Source organism: Wandonia sp. (genome assembly GCF_984588085.1).
Map to the genome: position 1 here is coordinate 84139 of NZ_CFIGVI010000002.1, position 22574 is coordinate 106712.

The following is a 22574-nucleotide window of genomic DNA, read 5'->3' on the forward strand; positions in this document are numbered from 1 at the left end:
AGATTGAACGAGTTTACGAACTTTTGCCTTAACTTTACTACCATGAAGAAGTTTCTGATCATAGTATTTTTAGCTCTTTTCGCCCAACAAACGTATGCATCGCAAATTCTTATCCCAATGGATAACCGGCAGACGAATCACCTGAAAGCATATGGAGTTGCGTTCTGGGTATTGGAACATGATGTGGTGATTGAGTGGTTGTTGAATTACCGGGGAGGGGCATTTTTAATGCCATATCTGAATTCGATTGAAGAGCAATTGATCATCAAAGGAGTCTCATACGAGGTAGTTGCTGATTCCCGTGTAAATGCTATTAAAACAGAAATAGCGAATCCGGAGGTGAATATGGAGGTGGTTCAGTTAGAAGTAGCACCGAAAATTGCTGTATACACCCCTCAGGGCAAACAACCCTGGGATGATGCAGTGACACTTGTCCTGACGTATGCAGAAATACCTTATACGGAAATCTACGATACAGAGGTGATAAAAGGACAGTTACCCGAATTTGATTGGCTGCATTTACATCACGAAGATTTCACAGGACAATACGGGAAATTTTACAATGCATACAAAAGTTACCCCTGGTATAAACAGCAGGTAGCAGAACTGGAGGCGCTGGCTTCAGAACTGGGGTATAATAAAGTATCGGAAATGAAACTGGGCGTGGCACAGAACATACGTAATTTTGTAGTGGCAGGAGGTTTTCTTTTTACTATGTGCTCAGGTACGGATAGTTTTGATATAGCCCTTGCCGCTCATGGTACAGATATTTGTGAAGTAATGTATGACGGAGACCCTATGGATCCGAAATGTCAGGAGAAACTGGATTACCAGATGACATTTGCTTTTGAAGATTTTACATTGGTCAAGAATCCGTTGGAATATGAGTATTCAAATATTGACGCAACCAATGATCATAGTAAACTTACAGAGAATACAGACAAGTTCATGTTGTTTGAATTTTCAGCAAAATGGGATGTGGTTCCTACCATGTTAACTCAAAACCATACGAATGTTATCAACGGATTTATGGGACAAACAACCGATTTCAGAACACAGTTTATAAAACCGAATGTTCTGGTGATGGGAGAAAATAAAACGTTAGGTACAGCTCGCTATATCCATGGAGAACTAGGAAACGGAACCTGGACATTTTACGGAGGGCATGATCCGGAGGATTATCGACATCTGGTAGGAGATCCTCCGACAGACCTGAACTTATATCCTAATAGTCCCGGGTATCGTCTTATCCTGAATAATATTTTGTTCCCCGCAGCTAAAAAGAAAAAACAGAAGACCTGATACGAACGGGAGACGAAACAAGGTCTGAAGTAAAATCAAGAAAAATCAGAGAACATTGGATTTTAAAATTGAATCGGAGTTCAAACCGACGGGAGATCAGCCCGAAGCGATTAAGCAACTCGTACATGGAATAAAAGAAGGCCAGTTTGCCCAGACGTTATTGGGAGTAACAGGAAGTGGAAAAACATTTACAGTAGCCAATGTCATTCAGGAAATCAATCGTCCTACCTTGATTTTATCACATAACAAAACTCTGGCAGCCCAGTTATACGGAGAGTTTAAGCAGTTTTTTCCGAATAATGCAGTAGAGTATTTTGTTTCTTACTATGATTACTATCAACCGGAGGCCTATCTGCCGGTGACAGATACGTATATAGAAAAAGACCTTGCTATTAATCAGGAAATTGAGAAACTCAGACTTTCAGCTACATCAGCTTTATTGTCAGGGAGAAAAGATGTAATTGTGGTTTCATCCGTATCCTGTATCTATGGTATCGGAAATCCGGATGCTTTTTCTGAGTCCATTATTGAAATAAAAAAAGGAGATCGGATTTCCCGAAATAAGTTTTTGTTGCGTCTGGTAGAAAATTTGTATTCCCGGTCGAATGAAACCTTTGAAAGAGGAATGTTTAGGGTGAAAGGCGATATTGTTGATATCTTCCTGGCTTATGCCGATTATGCAATTCGCATTGAATTTTGGGGAGATGATATAGATCGCATAGCTATGTTGGACCCGGAAGACAATACCGTATTTGAAACACTCGAGGAAATTAAAATATATCCGGCGAACATTTTCGTCACAAGTCCGGCGACGATCAATGTTGCACTGAAAGAAATTCAGGACGACATGACGATTCAGGTAGAGTCGTTTAAGCGGGAAAAGAAAGTGCTGGAAGCAAAGCGCTTGCAGGAACGGGTGGAATACGATATGGAAATGATCCGGGAACTGGGGTATTGTTCCGGTATTGAGAATTATTCCCGTTATTTTGACCGCAGAGAACCGGGAACACGACCATTCTGTTTGTTGGATTATTTTCCGGATGATTTTTTAATGGTAATTGATGAAAGCCACGTAACAGTTCCCCAGATTCGGGCGATGTACGGAGGAGATCGGGCACGAAAGATTAACCTGGTGGACTACGGATTTCGTTTGCAAAGTGCTATGGATAACCGACCGTTGAAGTTTGAGGAATTTGAAACCCTTCTGCATCAGGTGGTCTATGTATCGGCTACGCCTGCTAATTATGAATTGGAACAGTCGGAAGGAGTTGTAGTTGAACAAATTATTCGTCCGACAGGACTTTTGGATCCTAGAATTGAAGTACGTCCGAGTAAGAATCAGATTGACGATTTAATCGAAGAAATTCACCTGCGTATTGAGCGGGAAGAAAGGGTACTGGTAACGACATTGACCAAGCGAATGGCTGAGGAATTACAGCGTTATCTGGATAAGATAGGAATTAAGTGTCGCTACATTCATTCGGAAGTAGATACGTTGGAGCGGGTTGAGATTCTGCGCCAGTTGCGTCTGGGTGTTTTTGATGTATTGATCGGAGTAAACCTTTTACGAGAAGGGCTGGACTTACCAGAAGTTTCATTGGTGGCGATTATTGACGCAGACAAAGAAGGTTTTTTACGTTCCGAACGATCTTTGGTACAGACAGTTGGGCGTGCTGCAAGAAATGTAAACGGAATGGTGATTATGTATGCCGATAGGATAACCGAATCCATGCAAAAAACAATTGATGAGACCAATCGAAGAAGAGGTATTCAGGAAGCTTATAACAAAGAGCATGGTCTTGTCCCAACTCCATTGAAAAAGTCGAAAGATGCAATCATGAAGTCAACGGCCGTTGCCGACAGAGAGGAAGCAACCGAGAAGAAGTACGAAATATCTGGAGAAATCGCTCTGGCAGCTGATCCTGTTTTGAATTATATGAGTGAAAAAGACATTCGTACGGCAATAGAAGGATTGAAAAAGCAAATGGAAAAAGCGGCGAAGAATCTTGATTTTATGGAAGCTGCCCGACTACGTGATGAAATGTATGCTTACCAGTCAAAGTTAGATACCGGTGGCAAATAGGAGCCAGAGTTGTGCATACAAAACTATCTTTTATCTCGCTGCAATGATTCGAAATCAATATATTTGTAAGGAATTTGAATAACGAAGAAAAAACATGAGTTTATTGACTGTGGGCAGTGTTGCCTTTGATGCGATTGAAACCCCTTTTGGGAAAACGGATAAAATTGTTGGTGGAGCAGGAACGTACATTGCGATTGCGGCTTCTTATTTTCAGGAAAATCAGAAAATTGTTTCAGTAGTCGGAGAAGACTTCCCGGAAACGACTCTTGATGATCTGCGGGAACGTGGAGTGGATCTGAAAGGTCTTCAGGTAAAAGCAGGAGAAAAAACGTTTTTCTGGGCAGGGAGATACCACAACGATATGAACTCCAGAGATACATTGATTACAGAACTTAATGTACTGGAAAATTTTGATCCGGTTATTCCAGAGTCATATCAGGGAGTAGAATACCTAATGTTGGGGAATTTAAGTCCTCAGGTACAGCGTTCGGTAATTGAACGTTTGAATACTCGCCCGAAACTCATTGCAATGGACACGATGAATTTCTGGATGGATATTGCAATGGAAGAGTTGGAGAAAACATTGAAAATGGTGGATGTACTTATCATTAATGATGAAGAAGCACGTCAGCTTTCAAAAGAATATTCATTGGTGAAGGCAGCGAAAATTATTCGCGGTATGGGACCAAAAATTCTGATTATTAAAAAAGGAGAACACGGAGCGCTATTGTTCTTCGAAGATAAAGTGTTCTTTGCACCGGCATTACCATTAGAAGATGTTTTTGATCCTACCGGAGCGGGAGATACTTTTGCAGGAGGGTTTATGGGATATTTATCCAGTTCGGATGAGATTACGTTCGATAACCTGAAAAGAGCGATCATTGTTGGTTCAGCAATGGCTTCTTTCTGTGTTGAAAAATTCGGAACTGAACGTTTGGAAACACTTACAGAACGCGAAATTGAAGATCGTGTTCAGAAGTTCGTTGATTTGGTTAATTTTGATATGGTACAAACAGTAAGCTGATAGCTTAAACTCTGCAATATGGAAAAGAAAGAATTTATTGAAAAACTACGGGAACTTACTTCCGGTGAGGATGCATTGGCGGTAAGTCAGGAAGTAAACGAGTTAAAAACAAAGTTTAACGACCTGATTCTTGAAGAAGAACGCCAGCACCAGGTAAAGCATCTGGAAGAAAACGGAGCAGATGTTCCTATGGAACCATATTTCGATAAGTTGAATGACGAATTCTTTGAAATATTTGCGGTATACAGAGAGAAGCGAAAGAAGCAATTGGATGCTATTCGTGAAGAAGAAGCGGAAAACCTGCGTCAGAAGCGGACATTAATTGATCGTTTGCGCTCACTGATTAGTGAAGAGGAAAACATTGGGGCAGCCTTTTCTGTACAGAAAGAGATTCAGGAGAAATGGAAAGCAATTGGGGATATAGCCCGTGAAAAACGTCAGGATATTCAGAATGAATATAGTCGTTTGATGGAAGAGTTCTTTTATAATATGAAAATTTATAAAGAACTCAAAGAGCATGACCTGAGACGAAACCAACAGCTGAAGCAGGACATTATTGAGAAATTAAAAAGCCTGTCTGAAAACGAGGTGATCAAGGATGTCGAAACGGAATTGAAAGCCCTGCAACATGATTGGGAAGAAATCGGACCGACATTTCAATCGGAATGGGAAGCTATAAAAGAAGAGTACTGGACAATTGTCAAGTCTCTTTACGAACGAATAAAAGAGTTCTATGATGAGAAACGCCAGGAAATGGTCAAAAACATAGAGCGGAAACAGGAATTAGTCGAAAAGACAAAAGAAGTATTTGCAAAAACAGCTGAGGCCGATTCACACAAAGTGTGGGAAGATTTGACCGGAGAGATACTTGCTATTCAGGAAGAATGGAAAACGATTGGTTTTGGACCAAGAAAAGAGAACGAGGAAATCTGGAAAGAATTCCGTGGAATTTGTGACCAGTTTTTTGCAGATAAAAAGGAGTTCTACAAAGGTCGCCAGTCCGAATTTGATGGCATAAAAGAAAAGAAAGAAGCACTTATAGAAAAAGTAAATGCCCTTAAAAACAGTACAGACTGGAAAGAGACAACGCGTAAAATAGTAGCCATTCAGAAAGAATGGAAGCAAATAGGAGGTGCCGGACCGCGTTATGAACAACGTCTCTGGAAAACATTTCGTGCTGCTTGTGACGAATTCTTTAATGCAAAACAGGCTTATTTTGATGAGTTAGATAAAGCAAATGAGGTAAATCTTTCTAAGAAAGAAGAACTGATTAAACGAATTGAAGCGTATCAGTCGGGAGATGATAAAGAGGTCGTATTGAATGATCTGAAAGCATTTGCTCAGGAGTTTAATGAAATAGGAAACGTTCCCTTCAAAGAAAAAGATCGGATTTACAAAGCGTTCAAGACCGCTTTGGATAAGCATTATGCGGACATGAACCTGAAGGGAGCAGAGAAAGAAAAAGTATTATTTAGTGCCAAACTGGATACAATAGTTTCAAGCCCGGATGCAGAAAGGCTTCTGAATGATGAAAGAAGAACGATCATTCAACAAATTCAGAAAGCAGAACAGGAAATCCGGCAACTGGAAAATAACCTTGGATTCTTTGCCAACTCAAAAGGAGCTGACGCATTGAAGAAAGAAGTTGAAAAGAAAATAGCATCTGCAGAAAAGAAAATAGAAGAGTTACAGACGAAACTGGAGATGATTCCTAATGAATAAAGGCATAAACATTCTGATAATCTTTCTTATTATTCCTCTCTTTATCCTTGGGATAATCGCAGGTTTTGATATGAATGCGATAGGTATCTTTGAAGGAGTAGAGACACCATACTTGAAAGAAATTTATCTTGTTTCTGCTGGAATTATAGGGATTCTGCTTGCCATCAGAGGAGTACAGCGTTGGTTTGGTCTGCGGATTTTTAGTCATCAGGAAAAATTTGTTTGGTCCGGGGCGGTTTCCCGAGAGCGATTGGGGAGAATACGCTTGTATCTTGTTCTTGAGAACAGTTACCTGTTGTTTGTAGGACTTTATTTCTTGTGGATCAGCGAATTTTCAGTGGTGCTAGGCTGGGTTTGCCTGGCAGGATTTACAGAGTCGATTGTGTTTTTGATACTGAGAACCAATCGTAGATATATACGAACAGGAGTAACCAAGCAGGCTCTGATAATTGGGGGAAGAGAAGTTCGCTTTTATTATTTTTCCGGGTTGCGGAAAGTGACTATTTTGCAACAGAGTGTTTATCTCGAATATAAAGATGAATTAACACTTTCCTTCCCCGTTAACGCAGTAGATGCAGCTGATCTGAAGCAATTTAAGAAATACTTTCTTGAGGGCATTGATGGAAACAGAGTGTTTGTCTCTGAAAAGTTCAAGGATTTGTAATGAACTTCTTTTTAGGTGTGCTTATTCCAATGATCTATAGAGTTGAGAGATGAATGTAGAGAATTTTTCTGTATATTTATTTCTTAACCAATACTACCAAGCCAAAAATAGAACACATGATGTTGGAGAAAATTAACCTTGAAAAAGTTTTATTTCTGGATATAGAAACCGTTCCGGAAGTATATCGGTTTGAAGATCTGGATCCCGTAACCGCAGAGTTATATAATCAAAAGACGAAGTTCCTCCAAAAAGATGAGCAGACGGCTGCTGATGTATACGAGAGAGCAGGGATCTATGCTGAGTTTGGTAAAATAGTTTGTATTTCCTGTGGTTTTGTCCATGAGACAAGAACAGGGAAATCAATCCGGATGAAGTCGTTTTATGGTGATGATGAAGAAAAATTATTACTGGATTTTAAACGACTTTTGGATGATAATTTTAACTCTCCTTATCATGTACTCTGTGGACACAATGCAAAAGAATTCGATTTTCCTTTTATAGCCAGAAGAATGCTTATTAATGGCATTAGTTTGCCAAACACTTTGGATATTGCTGGGAAAAAGCCCTGGGAGATAGCACATTTGGATACAATGGACTTATGGAAGTTTGGAGATTATAAGCACTATACTTCATTGAGTTTGTTATGTCATATATTCAAAATTCCGACTCCCAAGGATGACATTTCAGGAGCCGATGTTGCCCGTGTGTATTACGAAGAGAATGATGTGGAACGAATCAAAGTCTATTGCGAAAAAGATGTTGTCGCATTAATTCAGTTATTTTTGCGTTTTCGCGGAAATGATTTGATAGATGAAGCAGATATTGTTTTTACTTCTAATAGTTAATGTTGCCTGTTCGGAACAGCCTGTTGAAGAAAGAGATCTTAAAGAAAAAGAAACTCCCTCTCTGGAAGAAACCTTGACCCTATGGATTCAGGGGGAGTTGAACGAAACTGAACTGGCCCTTCAACTGCCGGAAACTATTTCACTACAAACGAAATCAAATCAATCTGTTTTCAGCGTGAGTAAAGTTGATTTTGACCGTATTTATTCCTGGTCGAACAATTATTTTGATTGTAAAAAGGTTAATGATTACTCGGTTTGCAGACAAACAAATAAGGTGTCGGAATACACTGAATTTAGCAGGGTAGAGTTTATCCTGCACCCCTGGGAGAAAAGAGAAATCATTTTTGTTCGGTAAGTAGTTCTTTATCGGGTTAATTATTGACAAGGGGAAACTTTGCAGGAGGGGGAAGGAGTTACAATGAATTTGTATTATATTTGTCCGTTAGTCTAAAAACAGAAAGAGAATGGCGACGAAGACAAGTTCGAAAACTGCGGCAAATAAGCGGAAATCAGCAGCTTCAAAAACAACAAAGTTTCCTAAAGAAACGTATGTTAAGTGGTACAAGGATATGCTGTTGATGCGTAAGTTTGAAGAAAAAGCAGGACAACTTTATATACAGCAGAAATTTGGAGGCTTCTGTCACCTTTATATAGGTCAGGAAGCAGTTGTGGCAGGTACTGTTAGTGCTTCACGTCCGGATGATAAGCACATGACAGCCTATCGTGATCATGCTCACCCGATCGGTCTGGGTACAGATCCTCGTGTGCTTATGGCGGAGTTGTACGGAAAAAGTACAGGCTGTTCCAAAGGAAAGGGAGGGTCGATGCACTTCTTCGATAAGAGTAAAAACTTTATGGGAGGGCATGGTATCGTTGGTGCTCAGATTGCAATGGGAGCAGGTGTTGCTTTTGCAGAAAAATACAATAATACAGATAACGTTGCTTTTGTTTCAATGGGTGACGGAGCTGTTCGGCAGGGTGCTTTGCATGAGACGTTCAACATGGCAATGAACTGGAAATTACCGGTTATTTTTATCATTGAGAACAATAACTATGCAATGGGAACTTCAGTAGAAAGAACAACTAACGTAACCGATTTGTCGAAAATAGGGCTTTCATATGAAATGCCTTCGTTTGCAGTAAACGGAATGTCACCGGAAGCAGTTCATGAAGCAATTGCTGAGGCAACAGATCGTGCACGTCGCGGAGATGGACCAACCTTATTGGATATTCGTACTTATCGTTATAAAGGACATTCAATGTCTGATCCCCAGAAGTACAGAACAAAAGAAGAGGTTGCCGAATGGCAGGAGCAGGATCCGATCGAGCATTGTTTGAATGTGATCAAGGAGAATAACTTCCTTTCTGAGAGCGAAATCAAAGAAATTCAGGATTGGGTTAAAAATGAAGTAGAAGAATCCGTGAAATTTGCTGAGGAATCACCTTTCCCAGAAGCAGAAGAATTGTATAAGGATGTCTATCAGCAGGAAGACTATCCGTTTATTCGTGAGTATTAATAGCATTTCATAAGAATAAAAATATGGCTGAAATAGTACGTATGCCCAAATTGAGCGACACAATGACAGAAGGAGTTGTTGCTGAATGGCATAAAAAAGTTGGAGATAAAGTTTCATCAGGAGATTTGTTGGCAGATATCGAGACAGATAAGGCAACAATGGAATTCGAATCATTTTATGACGGTGTGCTTTTACATATCGGAGTAGAAAAAGGTAGTGGGGCCCCTGTAAATTCTATTTTAGCCATTATTGGTGAAGAAGGGGAAGATATACAATCTTTACTTGATGCTGATCAATCAGCTCAGGCTGTTGAAGAGGTTAAAGAAGAGACGAAAAGTACTGCTCCGGTTCCTTCTCCGGAACCTGTAGCTGAGAAAAAAGTTGCAGAACCGGTTCGTCAGGCAGCTCCTGCTCCTGTGACTACTTCTGGAGATGGGAGACTATTTGTTTCTCCGTTGGCAAGAAAAATGGCAGAAGAGAAAGGGTTTAACCTTGCTCAGATTCCGGGATCCGGAGAAAACGGTCGTATTGTGAAACGTGATGTAGAGAATTTTGTTCCTTCTGCAACAGCTTCTTATGTAGCTGCACCGGTTGGTCAGGAGTCGTATACAGATGAGAGTATTTCGCAAATGCGTAAGACAATTGCACGTCGTTTGTCCGAAAGTAAGTTTACAGCACCGCATTTTTATCTTACGCTGGATATCGATATGGATAATGCGATTGCGGCCCGCAAGCAAATTAATGCCTCCGGTGAGGTGAAGGTATCTTTCAACGATATGGTTATTAAAGCGGTGTCTACGGCATTGCGTAAGCATCCTGCTATCAACAGCGCGTGGATGGGAGATTTTATCCGTCGTAATGATCATGTGCACATTGGTGTGGCAGTTGCAGTAGATGAAGGCTTGTTGGTTCCTGTGGTACGATTTGCGGACACAAAAGGACTGGCTCAGATTGGTGCAGAAGTGAAAGAATACGCTAAAAAAGCAAAAGAAAAGAAATTACAACCATCCGATTGGGAAGGAAATACCTTTACAATTTCTAATCTGGGAATGTTCGGAATAGAACAATTTACTGCGATTGTTAATCCTCCGGACAGTTGTATTATGGCTGTTGGTGGTATAAAAGAAGTACCTGTTGTAAAGAACGGACAAGTTGTTCCGGGTAATGTAATGAAAATAACGCTTTCGTGTGATCACCGTGTTGTAGACGGGGCAACGGGAGCTGCATTCCTGCAAACCTTTAAAGATTATATGGAGAATCCGGTTAAGATGCTGGTATAACTCTGAAAAGTATAGTACAATAAAAAAGCTGTCTCAAGGGACAGCTTTTTTTGTGACAGAACAATATAAAAGCAGGAGTATCACCCTGCTTTTATAGTTTGTTTTGGATAGAAATCAGTTGTTTACAAAAAGCTTCTTACTAAACACTTTATTTCCTATGAAAATCTGTACAATCAGGATTTCATCATTGTTTGATCGTAGTGAGAATGATCTCTGATTTTCTCCGGGATAAGTATATCCTAATTTTTCAGCATACATCTCCTGACCACTTACCGAGTGAACCGAAGCATACACCTCTTCTTGTTCTTCTGCGGTAAATTGAATTTCTATTTGTGCTTTTGCAGTATTATAGTTAACGGCTAAAGAAGAGGCGATTTTTTCATATTCAGGAATGGAAGCACTTGATCCGGGGCTATTGAATGTAAATTGTGATAAATAGATAGCATCTCCGCTGTTTTGCCCGTTTGCATTGGTTTTATTAGTGGCAACATAGAACGTAACAGGGCCTTCATCCGTAGCAGGAGCCACCCATTCAAAAGACCACGTATTAACCCCGGTTCCGGCAGACTTATGGGAAAGATATTGGCGCCCCGAAAAACTACTCAGCGTTTTTGTTTTTGTATCATCTGTGACAATAATATCCCCGGCTTTTGTGTTGTCCGAATTTTTAAGAGTCGTAAGCTGGAAACCATTTTTTGAACTACTTTCATTAAATGTCAGTGTTACTGAATAAGTATTTCCGGGTGTATATACAGCATCTGTTCCCCAATCCAGAATATTTGCTGTTCCACCGTCCATAATCGGGTTAGAAATTCCTGCGTGACAGGCTGCACAGTTGCTTTCTCCGGGGGCTCCTGTATTGCCTGCGCCGGCTCCTGCAGAATTCAATTTGTGATATCCGGTACTAGTAAAGTTAGAGACTTGTTCTAGGGACCATTCGTTTGCTATAATCATGACAGATCCGCCCAGAAACAGGCTGAACAAAATGAGGGGTACTCTTTTTCTCATATTCATTAGTTTGTGGTTATTGTTTAATTATTCGGGCTTCCCTGTGTTATCCAGCAACGAAATAAATCGATTTGCTGAGTACTTAACATGGGAGCGCCCTGTGGCATAGGAGACACTCCGTCTGCATGGCTTATGACCTTGAGAATAATATCTTTATTACCCTCTATACTTGCGTATCCGTTGAAGATGTATCCTCCTGCTCCGCTGTTATTATGACATCCGGTAGCTGTGCAGTTTTGCATAATCAGAGGCTCTATATCTGTACTATAGAACACTGTGTCTATACAATCCGAAGGAGGTAGAATCGGTTCAGGAGTTTTATCTTTTGAGCAGGAAGAGATGGCTGCAAGTAATACTGTCAAAAGAATACCGGTTATTTTATATGTCTTTTTCATTTGTTGTTTGTGTTTTCGTTTATGAATCGGTTAGAATTGAAATGAACGCGTGATAGCGAAACCTAATCTGAATTCACCTTTTAACCAGTCAGCAGTTGTGTATGGGATGAACTGTTGTTCAGTAAAACCTCTCGCATTGGCCAGGTAAATACTGAATACGTGACCAAAAGTATTCCATTCAAAAGCAACAGCAAGGCTGTTTTTATAAATGTCTCGTAAATTTTTTCGATGAAAATTGTGGTAGTATTCCACCACTATTCCGAATTTTTTAGCAAACTTAATATTAGCAGCCCCTCCCAGTGAAAAAATTCCGTTTTGATCATCAAAAGCAACATAATTACGATGGGTGTAAGTTGGCATTAAAGCAATCGAAAGCCAGTTACCAAACTTTCGGGAGGCAACTAATTGTGCGGCATACGCCATTCTATGTGCAAAATTAGGGTAGTGTGTTATAGATGTTACGTCAGGAGAGGCTTTCCCGTAGGTAATCGTAGCGCTTCCCACGGCGGCAAGGGACAACGGAATCTTATTATCAGTTGTTTGTCCGAGTATACGTCCTTTAACAAAGCCGTCAACTAACCCCCGGTAAGGGCCCGATCCTTTGTTTCTACCTAAACCCACCATTAAATAATCTGTTATCCCGTATTCAAAAGCAATGCGTATATCAGCAGAGTTATCCAGCCCGAAAAACTGATGGACGCCTCCATTGGCGCCAAACATATCACCGAACTTGTGCTCTACACGAAATTCCATTTCATTTTTTTCGAGAGTTTCCGTCGAATGACCGTTGATGATCCGAGTGGAATAAAACGTTTCTTTAACCCGTTCCGATTGTACCGGTTTTTCCGTAGAGTTCGTTTCTTCGGTGTCTTGTCCAAAAAGAGAAAAGGAGAAAAAACACAAAGCTGTCAGTGGAACATAAATATGTTTCATAGTGTAATGATTTGTTTTGTTTATAAACGTAAATTCTATAGAATTGGTTTTCTTTTCGACGAAAAAAAGAACAGTTTACAGTGTTTCTTTCAGCCAATTAAAAAACTCTCGCTGCCAGATTAAAGCGTTCTGAGGTTGCAATACCCAGTGGTTTTCATCCGGAAGATAAAGGAATCTGCTTTTTATTCCCTGCAACTGAGCTGCCTGAAAAGCCTCCTGACCTTGCCCGATTGGTACACGGTAATCTTTACCTCCCTGAATGATCAGAATAGGAGTATTCCATTTTCCTACCAGGTTCTTTGGGTTGAATTTCTGATAGGTTTTTTGAGCAATGGGATTATCTTTTTCCCAGTAAGCACCTCCCATATCCCAGTTAGTGAAGAAAACTTCTTCGGTAGTCCCGTACATACTTTCCAGATTGAAAACACCACAATGCGAAATGAATGTCTTAAAACGGTTTTCATGAATTCCGGCAAGATAAAATACGGAATATCCTCCATAACTTGCTCCAATAGCTCCCAGGCGATCTTTGTCTACAAAAGGTTTTTTACTCATTTCATCAATAGCAGTCAGGTAATCATCCATAACCTGTCCTCCCCAGTCCTGGCTGATCTGCTCGTTCCATTTTACACCGTGGCCTGGCATCCCCCGACGGTTAGGTGCTACTATAATATAGCCCTGAGCTGCCATTACCTGAAAATTCCAACGGAACGAATAGAATTGAGAAAGAGCAGACTGGGGACCTCCCTGGCAGTACAGAAGAGTAGGGTATTTTTTTGAAGGGTCAAAGTTGGGAGGGTAAATTACCCAGGTCAACATTTTTTGCCCATCAGTTGTTGTAAAGTACTCTCTTTTAACAGAGCTTAATGTAATCTCATTGTACTTTTTGTCATTTACTGTTGTGATTTGGAACCACTTGTTTTTCTTTTTATTGAAACTAAAAATCTCGGAAGCGTGATTCATATCCGTACGAGTAACATAAAATTGATCTCCGTCAATAGCAATAATACTTGTAACGTCAAAATCACCTTCTGACAATTGTTTTACTTCAGCTGCCCGGTTTGAGTTGTATGGGATAGTTACTTCAAAAAGTTGACGGGTTCCATTGACGGCAGCGATAAAATAAATCGTGTTACCATCCTCGCTCCAGGTAAATGAGTCTACAGTGCCATCCCAGAAGGCGGTTACATTCATAATCAGTTTGCCTCTTTTGACTATGATATCATTCTTGTCTGCTTCATACCCGTCGCGTTGCATCTGTAACCAGGCAAGTGCACCGTTTGTTGCAAAAGCGGGGTGAGTATCATATCCGGGGTTGTTTTCTGTAAGGTTTTCTGTTTTTCCTGATTCCAGGTGATACATAAAAAGGTCCGTATTGGTGCTGGTAGCATATGCTGTTCCACTACTTTTTTTAGCTACGTACACAATCGCACTTCCTCCGGGAGCCCAGCAATAGTCCTCAGATCCCCCAAAGGGCTGTTGAGGCGAATGAAAAGGTTCACCTTTCATAATATCTGTTCCAGCCTCATCACTATTTCGCTTTTTGTAGAACACGTGATTGTAAGTACCATCATTCCATGTGTCCCAGTGTCGGTAGTCAAGAGCGTCATATATCAAAGCAGAGCTTTTAGGAAGATCCGGATACATTTCAGATGCTTTTGTTTTTTTTACCGGTACTGCTTTGTGATACAATTCGAATTGACCATCCGGAGAGACAAAAGGGTCGTCAAGTAATTCAGAGTAGTCTTTTATCTCAGTAGCATTTCCTCCGGTAACAGGTACAATATGGTAGGATCCGGAAAAGGAATTTTGTTCGACAGAAGGCACTGAAACCCGGTAAACGATATTCTTTTTGTCTGTAGTAAGTCCCACTGGACTCACCCTGCCAAGTTGCCATAACAATTCTGGTGTCATAACCTGTTGCCCGGACAATTGTAGTGTAGTTAGAAGAAGAATAAGTGTGTAGACTACTTTTTTCATGATGTACTTTTCTCGTTTTTAATTAAAAGACTAAAGTATAAAAAACGCAGCAGATTACTATACAGAGGGTTTTAAATAGCATTGAAGGTAATAACTGATATATGGCAGGAAGTGGAAAGAATGTTGCTGATATTTCTCATGTATGTAACTGATATTCTTCAGAGCTCGCTTGTCGGAAAGAAGGCATCTTTGTAGCAGGAAAAGAAAAAAACATGAAAAAGAGAGAGCCTGTTTCCCATATAATGACCGAAACTGTCATAACAGTTGATAAAACGACGCATGATCTCAGAGATATACGCGAGATCTTTCGTCAGAAGAAAATACGTCATATTCCGGTGACAGACGGGGATGAATTGGCGGGGATAATTAGTTCCACCGATTTGAATCGTCTTTCTTTTGGAACGATTTTTGAAAATCAGGAAAATGCAGATGAAGCAGTTCTGGATATGTTGAGTATTGATCAGGTGATGACAAGTAAATTGAAAGTAGTTTCGCCAGATACATTAATCAAGGAAGTAGCAGAGATTTTTGCTCATGAACCTTTTCACTCGCTCCCTGTTGTTGAAGCAGGAACTATAAAAGGAATTGTAACCAGTACAGATGTAATAAAATATTTACTGGATCAATATTAACCACCATTCACTAATTAAACAACACACACCCACACCCAAATCAAAAATCCATGTTACGACATGGATTTTTTTGTTTTACATCAACTGATTAAACTATGAGCGCATAATTTTGGTTCCTGTGGACAATTCTTGAAAACTTTCTGATTATTTTTAGTACAAATTGTTACTTTTGTGGTTGTAGTATAAAGACAATTACATTTATTTTATAAACCCCGATAAGAATGAAAATACTAGTTTGTATTAGTAAATCTCCGGACACTACATCGAAAATTTCCTTTACAGAGGGGAATACAAAGTTTGATGAAAACGGAGTTCAGTACATTGTAAACCCGTATGACGAATGGTATGCTTTAGTTCGTGCTCTTGAGTTGAAAGAAGCGGGAAAAGCAGAAAAAGTTACTATTGTTACAGTTGGAACGGCTGCTGATGAGCCGGTTATGAGAAAAGCGTTGGCTATTGGTGCAGATGATGCAGTTCGTATTAATGCGGAAGCCAAAGATGCATTTTATGTAGCTTCTCAGATTGCTGATTACGCAAAAAACAATGGGTACGAATTGGTACTGACAGGAAAAGAGACCATTGATTTTAACGGAAGTCAGGTTGGTGGAATGATTGCAGAGTTGATGGATATGCCTTTTGTCTCGTTGGCAACCAAGTTGGAGTTGGACGGGACTACTGCAGCAGTAGAAAAAGAAATTGTTGGAGGAGTAGAGGAAGTGGAAGTAAATCTTCCGTTCGTAGCTAGTTGTGCGAAAGGAATGGCGGAGCAACGTATCCCGAATATGCGTGGAATCATGGCTGCAAGAACCAAGCCATTGCAGGTTGTGGAACCATCTGCAGCTGAAGAATTAACTTCGTTTGTAGCTTTTGAATTGCCTCCTGCGAAGTCAGCATGCAAGATGATTGATCCTGAGAACATGGATGAGTTGGTAGATTTGTTACACAACGAAGCTAAAGTTATTTAATTTAAAATATTGATTATGTCAGTTATAGTATATGTAGACTCATTCAGCGGTTCCATTGCAAAAAACGGATTTGAAGCGGTTAATTATGCTTCGAAACTGGGAGATGTAATTGCTGTGACAGCAGGGAGTGCATCGGATGATGTATTGGCTGCATTGGGAAAATACGGAGCAAAGAAAGTTCTAAAAGATACCTCAGTTACTTCTAATGATCCTCAGCAGTTGACCCGTCTTATTGCAAAAGCTGTTGAAGCTAATGGGGCAACAACAGTTGTGGTTTCTCACGACTTGAACGGAAAAGCAATTGCACCTCGTCTTTCGGCTCGTTTAAAAGCCGGATTGGTAGCCGGAGCTATTTCTCTTCCTGAAGGAGACAAAGTAAAAGTGAACGTATTTAGTGGTAAAGCTTTCGGTTTCGTAACGGTTAAGTCTGACAAGAAGATTATTTCTCTTCTTCCGAACTCAATGAAACCGGTAGCAGAAGGTGCTGATTGTGCTGTTGAAGCATTTGATGGAGAAGCAGGAACTGCTGGATACACGATTAAAGCAACCAAGAAACCGGAAGGTGCAATTCCTCTTCCTGAAGCTGAACTAGTAGTTTCGGGAGGTCGTGGATTGAAAGGCCCTGAAAATTGGGGAATTATTGAAGATCTTGCCAATGCATTGGGTGCAGCGACAGCTTGTTCAAGACCTGTTGCAGATATTGGGTGGAGACCTCATCATGAGCACGTTGGGCAAACAGGAGTAGCTATTCGTCCGAATCTGTATATTGCTGCAGGTATTTCCGGAGCGATTCAGCACCTTGCAGGAGTGAACGGAAGTAAAGTGATTGTAGTTATAAATACAGATCCTGAAGCACCGTTCTTTAAAGCTGCGGACTATGGAATCGTTGGTGATGCATTTGAAGTTTTGCCGCGTTTGACAGAAGCTGTAAAAAAGTTTAAAGCCTCGAACTAAGGTTTTACTCAAATATATTCTTATTTTTATCGCAGAAATGATATTGGGAAGCTTTTTTTGGCTTCCCAAGTCGTTCTGTAGAATGAAGATTGTAGTTCGCAAAAAAGCATGGAAAAAGTAAAATTGGAAATTGTCGGCTTGTCGTACAGCCAAACTCAATCCGGAGCTTATGCACTTGTGCTTTCTGAAGTCGGAGGAAAAAGACGCTTACCGATTATAATAGGAGGGTTTGAAGCACAGGCAATAGCTATCGAACTGGAAAAAATGACACCGACACGACCGCTTACACACGATTTATTTAAAAATTTTGCTTCTGATTTTGGTATTGTAGTCAAAGAGGTAATAATTTACAATCTTGTCGAAGGAATTTTCTACTCAAAACTTATTTGCGAACAAAACGGAGAGATAAAAGAAATAGATGCCCGTACATCGGATGCTATTGCAATTGGTGTACGTTTTAATTGCCCTGTTTATACTTTTGAGTCAATTCTATCGTCAGCAGGAATTCTGCTGGATGAATCAGATGACTTCTCTGAACCTACGGTTTCGAATCCATCTGAAGAACAAAGTGAGCAAGGTTCATCCATGTCTACTATGAGTATAGCTGAACTGGAAGCTATGCTGGAAGATGCACTGGAGAAGGAAGAGTATGAATTGGCTTCAAAAATCCGAGATGAAATTAACAAACGCCAGGCTTCCTGAGTTTCTACTAGTGCTATTCTGTTTTCTGACGTTTTTTTCGGTTTCATCTGAAATAACGGCACAGAATCAACGCGATTTTTCCGGTGAGTGGTTTCGAAGACGTGCCGAAGTAACATTCGATAAAGATCACTCATTTACGAACTCTGACACCTTGTTTTCGAAAATCAGAAAAGGAAAATGGGAACTGCATAACTCAACACACCTTATTTTGTCAGGTGCTTCTGAATCAGATACTTTTTTCATTAAAAAAAATGAAGAAAAGAAGTTGTCTTTTGTTTCTTCTGCAGGACGCAATTTTACGTTTCAAACGGAAGATATGCTCAACAATACGGGGTTTTCTTTTGAGTCTGTATTAAGAGGTTTGTTAGGGTTATTGTCCCTGTTAGCAATTGGTTATCTTTTCAGTTCCGACAGGAAAAATATTAACTGGGGACAGGTTGCCAAAGGAATAGGATTACAGATTATATTGGCTGTACTTATTTTGAAAGTTCCTTTTGTGGAGAGTGGTTTCGAGTTTCTTTCGAGAGTATTTACGAAAGTTGTCAATATGGCACACGAAGGAGCTGAATTTGTTTTCGGAAGTGTAGTTACGGGAGATTTGAACCCGATTGTAAAAAACTTTGTAACCTGGATTCTTCCTTCGGTGATCTTTTTCTCAGCACTTTCAGCATTATTGTACTATTGGGGAATTCTTCAGAAGTTCGTTTATCTCATGGCAGTTGTCATGAAACGATTGATGGGCTTGTCCGGAGCTGAAAGTGTAGCTGCGGCAGGAAATATATTTTTGGGACAAACAGAAGCTCCCTTGTTGGTAAAGCCTTATCTGGGGAGAATGACCAAGTCTGAACTTATGTCGCTCATGGTTGGCGGGATGGCAACGATTGCAGGTGGAGTTTTGGCGGCTTATATTGCGTTTTTAGGTGAAGGGGATAAGGTAAAGGAGTTGTTTTTTGCCAAACATCTTTTAGCGGCTTCTATTATGTCGGCACCGGCAGCCATTGTGTTTGCAAAAATTATACTGCCGGAAAAGGAAAAGTTTGACAAAAATCTGGAAGTATCAAAAGAAAAATTAGGGTCAAATGCACTTGAAGCAATTGCCAATGGTACTTCCGACGGAATACGGCTTGCGGCAAATGTCGCTGCGATGCTTATTGTGTTTATTAGTTTGATTGCCTTGTGTAATTATATCCTTGGAATAACGGGACATTACACAGGACTAAATGCTGTTATAGCAAAGGGTGGTCAATATAATTCACTGAGTTTTGAATTTATTACCGGTTACTTGTTTTCTCCTCTCGCCTGGTTGATGGGAGTTCCATGGCAGGATGCAACCATCATAGGTCAGTTGATGGGAGAAAAGACTATTCTAAACGAGTTTGTAGCGTATCCTCACTTGGGGAAACTGCAAGATGAATTGACAGGGAAATCTGTTATAATGGCAACTTATGTGTTGTGTGGATTTGCAAACTTTGCTTCCATTGGTATTCAGGTAGGAGGAATCGGTTCACTGGCGCCAGAACGAAAATCAGAACTGGCACGATTTGGTATTAAATCGCTGATTGCGGGTACACTGGCTTGTATGATGACAGCTGTGTTGGTAGGAATGATCTACTAAACAGGTTTATTGTACTAGAATCGTTTTTTCAAAACCATCACAAATCCATTCAAGTTTCTTTCCTTTTTTGGCAATTCGTAAGGAAGCCTTTCCCAGAGGAGCCCCCAGTTCTAAGGTGTACGTACTATACTCTTTCGTAACAGCTTTGAGAACAGGGATAGCAGAGAATGTTTTGCCTTCCAGATCAACTGAAATATTGTTTTTTTCAATGGTTATTCGAAGAACAGCTCCCGTAATCTGTATGGCTTGTTCCTTTCCGGAAATTGTATAGGGAGTTAGGGTGCCCTGATAAACGCCTCTGTATTTCCGGGGTACTTTGTCGGATGTGGTACTTAACAAGAAGAAAGAAAGTAATATGATTAGGAAAATGCGCATGCGCCAATTTAAAAAGAATTACTTGTTATGCAAAACAGAACTCTGTCGTTCAATGGATTCGGAGTGAATCGTGTTGAATATTTTTCGGATAAATTCTCTGTTTAAGCCTTTGGATGCACCGTACCCCAAATGTTCTTCCAGTAGTTGATTCCATCGGTTCTCCTGAAAAATGGACATGTTATGTTCCTGTTTAAACCGTGCGATATCATTGACAATATTCATACGTTGGCTGAGAAGCCTTATGATTTGATTATCAATATCGTTAATTGTATTTCGGAGATCTTCGAATCCTGATAATTCAATACCATGAGGAAGTTCATCCCTTACGATAAGTTCACGCAAAAGTTCTTTTAGAGTCTCAGGTGTAATTTGCTGTCTGGCGTCGCTCCATGCCTTTTCGGGAGTGATATGGGTTTCAATCATCAAACCGTCGAACATCAGATCAAGTGCAATTTGAGAGACCAACGGAACTAACTCCCTTTTTCCGGTTATGTGGCTCGGATCGCAAATCAGAAGTAAATCGGGACGTTGTTTTTTTAATTCAATTGCCATTTCCCATTCCGGTCTGTTTCGGTAAACAGATTTGTTGAACTGAGAAACCCCTCTGTGAATTGCTCCTATTCTTGTTATTCCGGCATTTTCAAGACGTTCGATCGCTCCGATCCAGAGATCAACATCAGGGTTAACAGGGTTTTTAACAAGAACAGGTATATCAGTGCCTTTTATTGTTTCTGCTATTTCCTGTACAGCAAAAGGATTTACAGTAGTACGTGCGCCAATCCAAAGTATGTCAACATCTGCTTCCAAAGCATCCAGTACGTGCTGACGATTAGCAACTTCAACAGTAGATTTCAATCCAAAATCGCGAGTAGCTTTTTTGATCCAGGGAAGAGCTTCTTTTCCTACTCCTTCAAAACTTCCCGGTCGTGTTCTTGGTTTCCAGACTCCTGCCCGGAAAATTTTAACACCTGTTTCAGCAACCTTTCGGGCAATTTCGTATACCTGGTTTTCAGTCTCAGCACTACAGGGACCTGCAATAGTGAGCAGTTTCTTTTCATCAAAGAAAGGCCAGGTCGTATATTTATTTTTTACTAATGACATATTCTTTTTCCTTTCAACAAACTAACTCTCGAAAGGGTTCTGCAAAGATAGTGACTAAATTATCGTTTATTTCGGGGATGGTATAACAAAATCGCATCCCGTTGAGCTGTTTGACTAATGTGAGTATAAATTTCGGTTGTAATAATTGATTCGTGGCCCAGCATGTCTTGTATTGCTCTGAGGTTTGCCCCGCCTTCAATAAGATGAGTTGCAAAAGAGTGCCGGAAGGTGTGCGGACTGATATTTTTCCGTAAACCAATACTTTCCGCAAGGTTTTTAATAATGGTAAAGATCATAACCCGTGAGAGTTGTTTTCCTCTTCGATTCAGAAAGACAAAATCTTCATATCCCGGGGCAATCGAAATATGGTTTCGCATACTGTCATAGTAAAGATTAAGTTCTTTTTCCACACTGGGACTTATAGGAACGAGCCGCTCTTTATTTCCTTTCCCTATTACCCGGACAAAGCCTTCTTCAAAATAGAGATTTGAGAGCTTGAGGTCGCAAAGTTCACTTACGCGTAATCCGCAACTGTATAAGGTTTCCAGTATAGCTTTGTTCCGATGTCCCTCCTGTTTGGAGAGGTCGATTGCAGCCTGGAGTTGGTCAATTTCTTCGATTGTTAAAACCTCGGGGAGTTTTCTTCCAATACGTGGGGCTTCCAGAAGCTCCGCAGGACTGGTTTCAATCGTGTTTTCCAGTACAAGGAAATCAAAGAATTGTTTGATCCCGCTGATTATCCGGGCTTGTGAACGTGCCGCCAGTCCCAGATCAAATAACTCTCCGGCAAAAAGCTTGAGATCACTTAACTGGAGTTGTTCAGGTGACTTTTTCAAAGGGTCAGCATACTCCCATAACTTTTTAACATCCTCTCTGTAAGCTGAAATTGAGTTTTCACTTAATCCTTTTTCAATTTTTAAGTAACTTTCGAAATTCTTTAAATATGTATTCCAGTTAGACAATGAAAAAAATTTTAATCATTAACGGACCCAATCTCAATTTACTAGGGAACCGTGAACCACAAATATACGGTGAAAAAGGATTTGAAACGATTTTGGAAGACCTGAGACGGGAGTTTTCTGATTGTACGCTGGAGTACATCCAATCGAATCACGAAGGGGAAATAATAGATGCGCTTCAACAAAGTGAGCATGACGGGATCGTTTTAAACGCCGGAGGATATACGCATACATCAGTAGCTATCCGGGATGCCGTTTCATCTATTATCATTCCTGTGATCGAAGTACATATCTCAAACATTAGTGCCCGGGAGAGCTTCCGACACGACTCTCTGATATCACCTGTAGTTAAGGGATGTGTTTTCGGTTTCGGCATAGATGGGTACGCATTGGGTATTATAGCTGTTCTTCGGTTAAAGAAATAGAGTGTTTGAATAAAAAAAATGGCGTTCAACTAGCTGTTTTTCAGTGTTTTTTAAATTTTTTCATGTTTTTTGAAATCCATAACCGGATGGCTT

Annotated in this window: 22 protein-coding genes; 15 read left to right on the forward strand and 7 right to left on the reverse strand. The window is 40.3% G+C overall.

Annotation, left to right across the window (positions count from 1 at the left end):
- The first annotated feature begins 42 nt into the window (after positions 1-42).
- The 9 genes from AC4PL9_RS01495 to AC4PL9_RS01535 all read left to right on the forward strand — a co-directional run bounded on the left by AC4PL9_RS01495 (position 43) and on the right by AC4PL9_RS01535 (position 10437).
- A complete protein-coding gene (locus tag AC4PL9_RS01495) occupies positions 43-1302 on the forward strand; it encodes an asparagine synthetase B (protein WP_491603022.1) in 1260 nt (419 codons plus the stop codon).
- Between the two features lie 55 nt (positions 1303-1357).
- Complete coding sequence (gene uvrB / locus AC4PL9_RS01500) at positions 1358-3385, forward strand: excinuclease ABC subunit UvrB (protein WP_491603023.1); 2028 nt, start codon at positions 1358-1360, stop codon at positions 3383-3385.
- A 94-nt stretch (positions 3386-3479) separates the two neighbouring features.
- Positions 3480-4409 carry a PfkB family carbohydrate kinase gene (locus AC4PL9_RS01505; protein ID WP_343785595.1) on the forward strand — a complete coding sequence of 310 codons (930 nt, stop codon included), beginning with the start codon at positions 3480-3482 and terminating at the stop codon, positions 4407-4409.
- 18 nt (positions 4410-4427) lie between these two features.
- Positions 4428-6131, forward strand: a complete 1704-nt coding sequence (locus AC4PL9_RS01510) for a DUF349 domain-containing protein (protein WP_491603024.1) — start codon at positions 4428-4430, stop codon at positions 6129-6131.
- A complete protein-coding gene (locus AC4PL9_RS01515) occupies positions 6124-6795 on the forward strand; it encodes a hypothetical protein (RefSeq protein ID WP_491603025.1) in 672 nt (223 codons plus the stop codon). The genes AC4PL9_RS01510 and AC4PL9_RS01515 overlap by 8 nt, the downstream gene beginning before the upstream one ends.
- A gap of 119 nt (positions 6796-6914) precedes the next feature.
- Positions 6915-7640: a 3'-5' exonuclease gene (locus AC4PL9_RS01520; protein WP_491603090.1), complete on the forward strand. Its 726-nt coding sequence runs from the start codon at positions 6915-6917 to the stop codon at positions 7638-7640.
- Positions 7606-7995, forward strand: coding sequence for a hypothetical protein (locus tag AC4PL9_RS01525; RefSeq protein WP_491603026.1), 390 nt, complete (start codon positions 7606-7608; stop codon positions 7993-7995). Before AC4PL9_RS01520 ends, AC4PL9_RS01525 begins: the two co-directional genes overlap by 35 nt.
- Positions 7996-8104: 109 nt before the next feature.
- A complete protein-coding gene (pdhA, locus tag AC4PL9_RS01530; RefSeq protein WP_343785602.1) occupies positions 8105-9157 on the forward strand; it encodes a pyruvate dehydrogenase (acetyl-transferring) E1 component subunit alpha in 1053 nt (350 codons plus the stop codon).
- Between the two features lie 23 nt (positions 9158-9180).
- Positions 9181-10437 (forward strand): pyruvate dehydrogenase complex dihydrolipoamide acetyltransferase, encoded by a 1257-nt coding sequence (locus AC4PL9_RS01535; protein WP_491603027.1) that lies wholly within the window; start codon positions 9181-9183, stop codon positions 10435-10437.
- 114 nt (positions 10438-10551) lie between these two features.
- On the opposite strand, the gene AC4PL9_RS01540 is transcribed toward AC4PL9_RS01535, so the two are convergent.
- The 4 genes from AC4PL9_RS01540 to AC4PL9_RS01555 all read right to left on the reverse strand — a co-directional run bounded on the left by AC4PL9_RS01540 (position 10552) and on the right by AC4PL9_RS01555 (position 14753).
- Entirely contained in the window at positions 10552-11445 is an 894-nt protein-coding gene (locus tag AC4PL9_RS01540; RefSeq protein WP_491603028.1) for a reeler domain-containing protein, read from the reverse strand.
- A 23-nt stretch (positions 11446-11468) separates the two neighbouring features.
- On the reverse strand, positions 11469-11840 hold the full coding sequence (locus AC4PL9_RS01545; RefSeq protein ID WP_491603029.1) for a c-type cytochrome: 372 nt from the start codon (positions 11838-11840) through the stop codon (positions 11469-11471).
- Between the two features lie 30 nt (positions 11841-11870).
- The gene (locus AC4PL9_RS01550; protein WP_491603030.1) at positions 11871-12773 is read right to left on the reverse strand and encodes a DUF5777 family beta-barrel protein; all 903 of its coding nucleotides are present in this window, start codon (positions 12771-12773) and stop codon (positions 11871-11873) included.
- 75 nt (positions 12774-12848) lie between these two features.
- A complete protein-coding gene (locus AC4PL9_RS01555; protein WP_491603031.1) occupies positions 12849-14753 on the reverse strand; it encodes a S9 family peptidase in 1905 nt (634 codons plus the stop codon).
- A gap of 212 nt (positions 14754-14965) precedes the next feature.
- Here AC4PL9_RS01555 and AC4PL9_RS01560 point away from each other — a divergent pair, with 212 nt between their 5' ends.
- The 5 genes from AC4PL9_RS01560 to AC4PL9_RS01580 all read left to right on the forward strand — a co-directional run bounded on the left by AC4PL9_RS01560 (position 14966) and on the right by AC4PL9_RS01580 (position 19621).
- A complete protein-coding gene (locus tag AC4PL9_RS01560) occupies positions 14966-15385 on the forward strand; it encodes a CBS domain-containing protein (RefSeq protein ID WP_491603032.1) in 420 nt (139 codons plus the stop codon).
- A gap of 221 nt (positions 15386-15606) precedes the next feature.
- Entirely contained in the window at positions 15607-16350 is a 744-nt protein-coding gene (locus tag AC4PL9_RS01565; protein WP_491603033.1) for an electron transfer flavoprotein subunit beta/FixA family protein, read from the forward strand.
- A gap of 15 nt (positions 16351-16365) precedes the next feature.
- Entirely contained in the window at positions 16366-17304 is a 939-nt protein-coding gene (locus tag AC4PL9_RS01570; RefSeq protein WP_491603034.1) for an electron transfer flavoprotein subunit alpha/FixB family protein, read from the forward strand.
- 108 nt (positions 17305-17412) lie between these two features.
- A complete protein-coding gene (locus tag AC4PL9_RS01575; protein WP_491603035.1) occupies positions 17413-18006 on the forward strand; it encodes a bifunctional nuclease family protein in 594 nt (197 codons plus the stop codon).
- Positions 17978-19621 (forward strand): NupC/NupG family nucleoside CNT transporter, encoded by a 1644-nt coding sequence (locus AC4PL9_RS01580; RefSeq protein WP_491603036.1) that lies wholly within the window; start codon positions 17978-17980, stop codon positions 19619-19621. The genes AC4PL9_RS01575 and AC4PL9_RS01580 overlap by 29 nt, the downstream gene beginning before the upstream one ends.
- 6 nt (positions 19622-19627) lie before the next feature.
- Here AC4PL9_RS01580 and AC4PL9_RS01585 read toward each other — a convergent pair whose 3' ends face one another.
- From AC4PL9_RS01585 to AC4PL9_RS01595, 3 genes are read right to left on the reverse strand one after another with little or no spacing between them, the layout of a single operon-like run.
- A complete protein-coding gene (locus AC4PL9_RS01585) occupies positions 19628-19996 on the reverse strand; it encodes a hypothetical protein (protein WP_491603037.1) in 369 nt (122 codons plus the stop codon).
- An 18-nt stretch (positions 19997-20014) separates the two neighbouring features.
- A complete protein-coding gene (locus tag AC4PL9_RS01590; RefSeq protein ID WP_491603038.1) occupies positions 20015-21097 on the reverse strand; it encodes a chorismate mutase in 1083 nt (360 codons plus the stop codon).
- Between the two features lie 59 nt (positions 21098-21156).
- On the reverse strand, positions 21157-22059 hold the full coding sequence (locus AC4PL9_RS01595; protein WP_491603039.1) for a site-specific tyrosine recombinase: 903 nt from the start codon (positions 22057-22059) through the stop codon (positions 21157-21159).
- On the opposite strand from AC4PL9_RS01595, the gene aroQ reads away from it, so the two are divergent.
- Complete coding sequence (gene aroQ / locus AC4PL9_RS01600) at positions 22059-22481, forward strand: type II 3-dehydroquinate dehydratase (protein ID WP_491603040.1); 423 nt, start codon at positions 22059-22061, stop codon at positions 22479-22481. The genes AC4PL9_RS01595 and aroQ overlap by 1 nt on opposite strands.
- The last annotated feature ends 93 nt before the right edge of the window (positions 22482-22574 follow it).

Excerpts from the sequence above, each read along its gene's own strand:
- AC4PL9_RS01495 (WP_491603022.1), top strand. The coding sequence starts at position 43 with ATGAAGAAGTTTCTGATCATAGTATTTTTAGCTCTTTTCGCCCAACAA.
- AC4PL9_RS01505 (WP_343785595.1), top strand. The coding sequence starts at position 3,480 with ATGAGTTTATTGACTGTGGGCAGTGTTGCCTTTGATGCGATTGAAACC.
- AC4PL9_RS01510 (WP_491603024.1), top strand. The coding sequence starts at position 4,428 with ATGGAAAAGAAAGAATTTATTGAAAAACTACGGGAACTTACTTCCGGT.
- AC4PL9_RS01515 (WP_491603025.1), top strand. The coding sequence starts at position 6,124 with ATGAATAAAGGCATAAACATTCTGATAATCTTTCTTATTATTCCTCTC.
- AC4PL9_RS01520 (WP_491603090.1), top strand. The coding sequence starts at position 6,915 with ATGTTGGAGAAAATTAACCTTGAAAAAGTTTTATTTCTGGATATAGAA.
- AC4PL9_RS01525 (WP_491603026.1), top strand. The coding sequence starts at position 7,606 with ATGAAGCAGATATTGTTTTTACTTCTAATAGTTAATGTTGCCTGTTCG.
- pdhA (WP_343785602.1), top strand. The coding sequence starts at position 8,105 with ATGGCGACGAAGACAAGTTCGAAAACTGCGGCAAATAAGCGGAAATCA.
- AC4PL9_RS01535 (WP_491603027.1), top strand. The coding sequence starts at position 9,181 with ATGGCTGAAATAGTACGTATGCCCAAATTGAGCGACACAATGACAGAA.
- AC4PL9_RS01540 (WP_491603028.1), bottom strand. The coding sequence starts at position 11,445 with ATGAGAAAAAGAGTACCCCTCATTTTGTTCAGCCTGTTTCTGGGCGGA.
- AC4PL9_RS01545 (WP_491603029.1), bottom strand. The coding sequence starts at position 11,840 with ATGAAAAAGACATATAAAATAACCGGTATTCTTTTGACAGTATTACTT.
- AC4PL9_RS01550 (WP_491603030.1), bottom strand. The coding sequence starts at position 12,773 with ATGAAACATATTTATGTTCCACTGACAGCTTTGTGTTTTTTCTCCTTT.
- AC4PL9_RS01555 (WP_491603031.1), bottom strand. The coding sequence starts at position 14,753 with ATGAAAAAAGTAGTCTACACACTTATTCTTCTTCTAACTACACTACAA.
- AC4PL9_RS01560 (WP_491603032.1), top strand. The coding sequence starts at position 14,966 with ATGAAAAAGAGAGAGCCTGTTTCCCATATAATGACCGAAACTGTCATA.
- AC4PL9_RS01565 (WP_491603033.1), top strand. The coding sequence starts at position 15,607 with ATGAAAATACTAGTTTGTATTAGTAAATCTCCGGACACTACATCGAAA.
- AC4PL9_RS01570 (WP_491603034.1), top strand. The coding sequence starts at position 16,366 with ATGTCAGTTATAGTATATGTAGACTCATTCAGCGGTTCCATTGCAAAA.
- AC4PL9_RS01575 (WP_491603035.1), top strand. The coding sequence starts at position 17,413 with ATGGAAAAAGTAAAATTGGAAATTGTCGGCTTGTCGTACAGCCAAACT.
- AC4PL9_RS01580 (WP_491603036.1), top strand. The coding sequence starts at position 17,978 with ATGAAATTAACAAACGCCAGGCTTCCTGAGTTTCTACTAGTGCTATTC.
- AC4PL9_RS01585 (WP_491603037.1), bottom strand. The coding sequence starts at position 19,996 with ATGCGCATTTTCCTAATCATATTACTTTCTTTCTTCTTGTTAAGTACC.
- AC4PL9_RS01590 (WP_491603038.1), bottom strand. The coding sequence starts at position 21,097 with ATGTCATTAGTAAAAAATAAATATACGACCTGGCCTTTCTTTGATGAA.
- aroQ (WP_491603040.1), top strand. The coding sequence starts at position 22,059 with ATGAAAAAAATTTTAATCATTAACGGACCCAATCTCAATTTACTAGGG.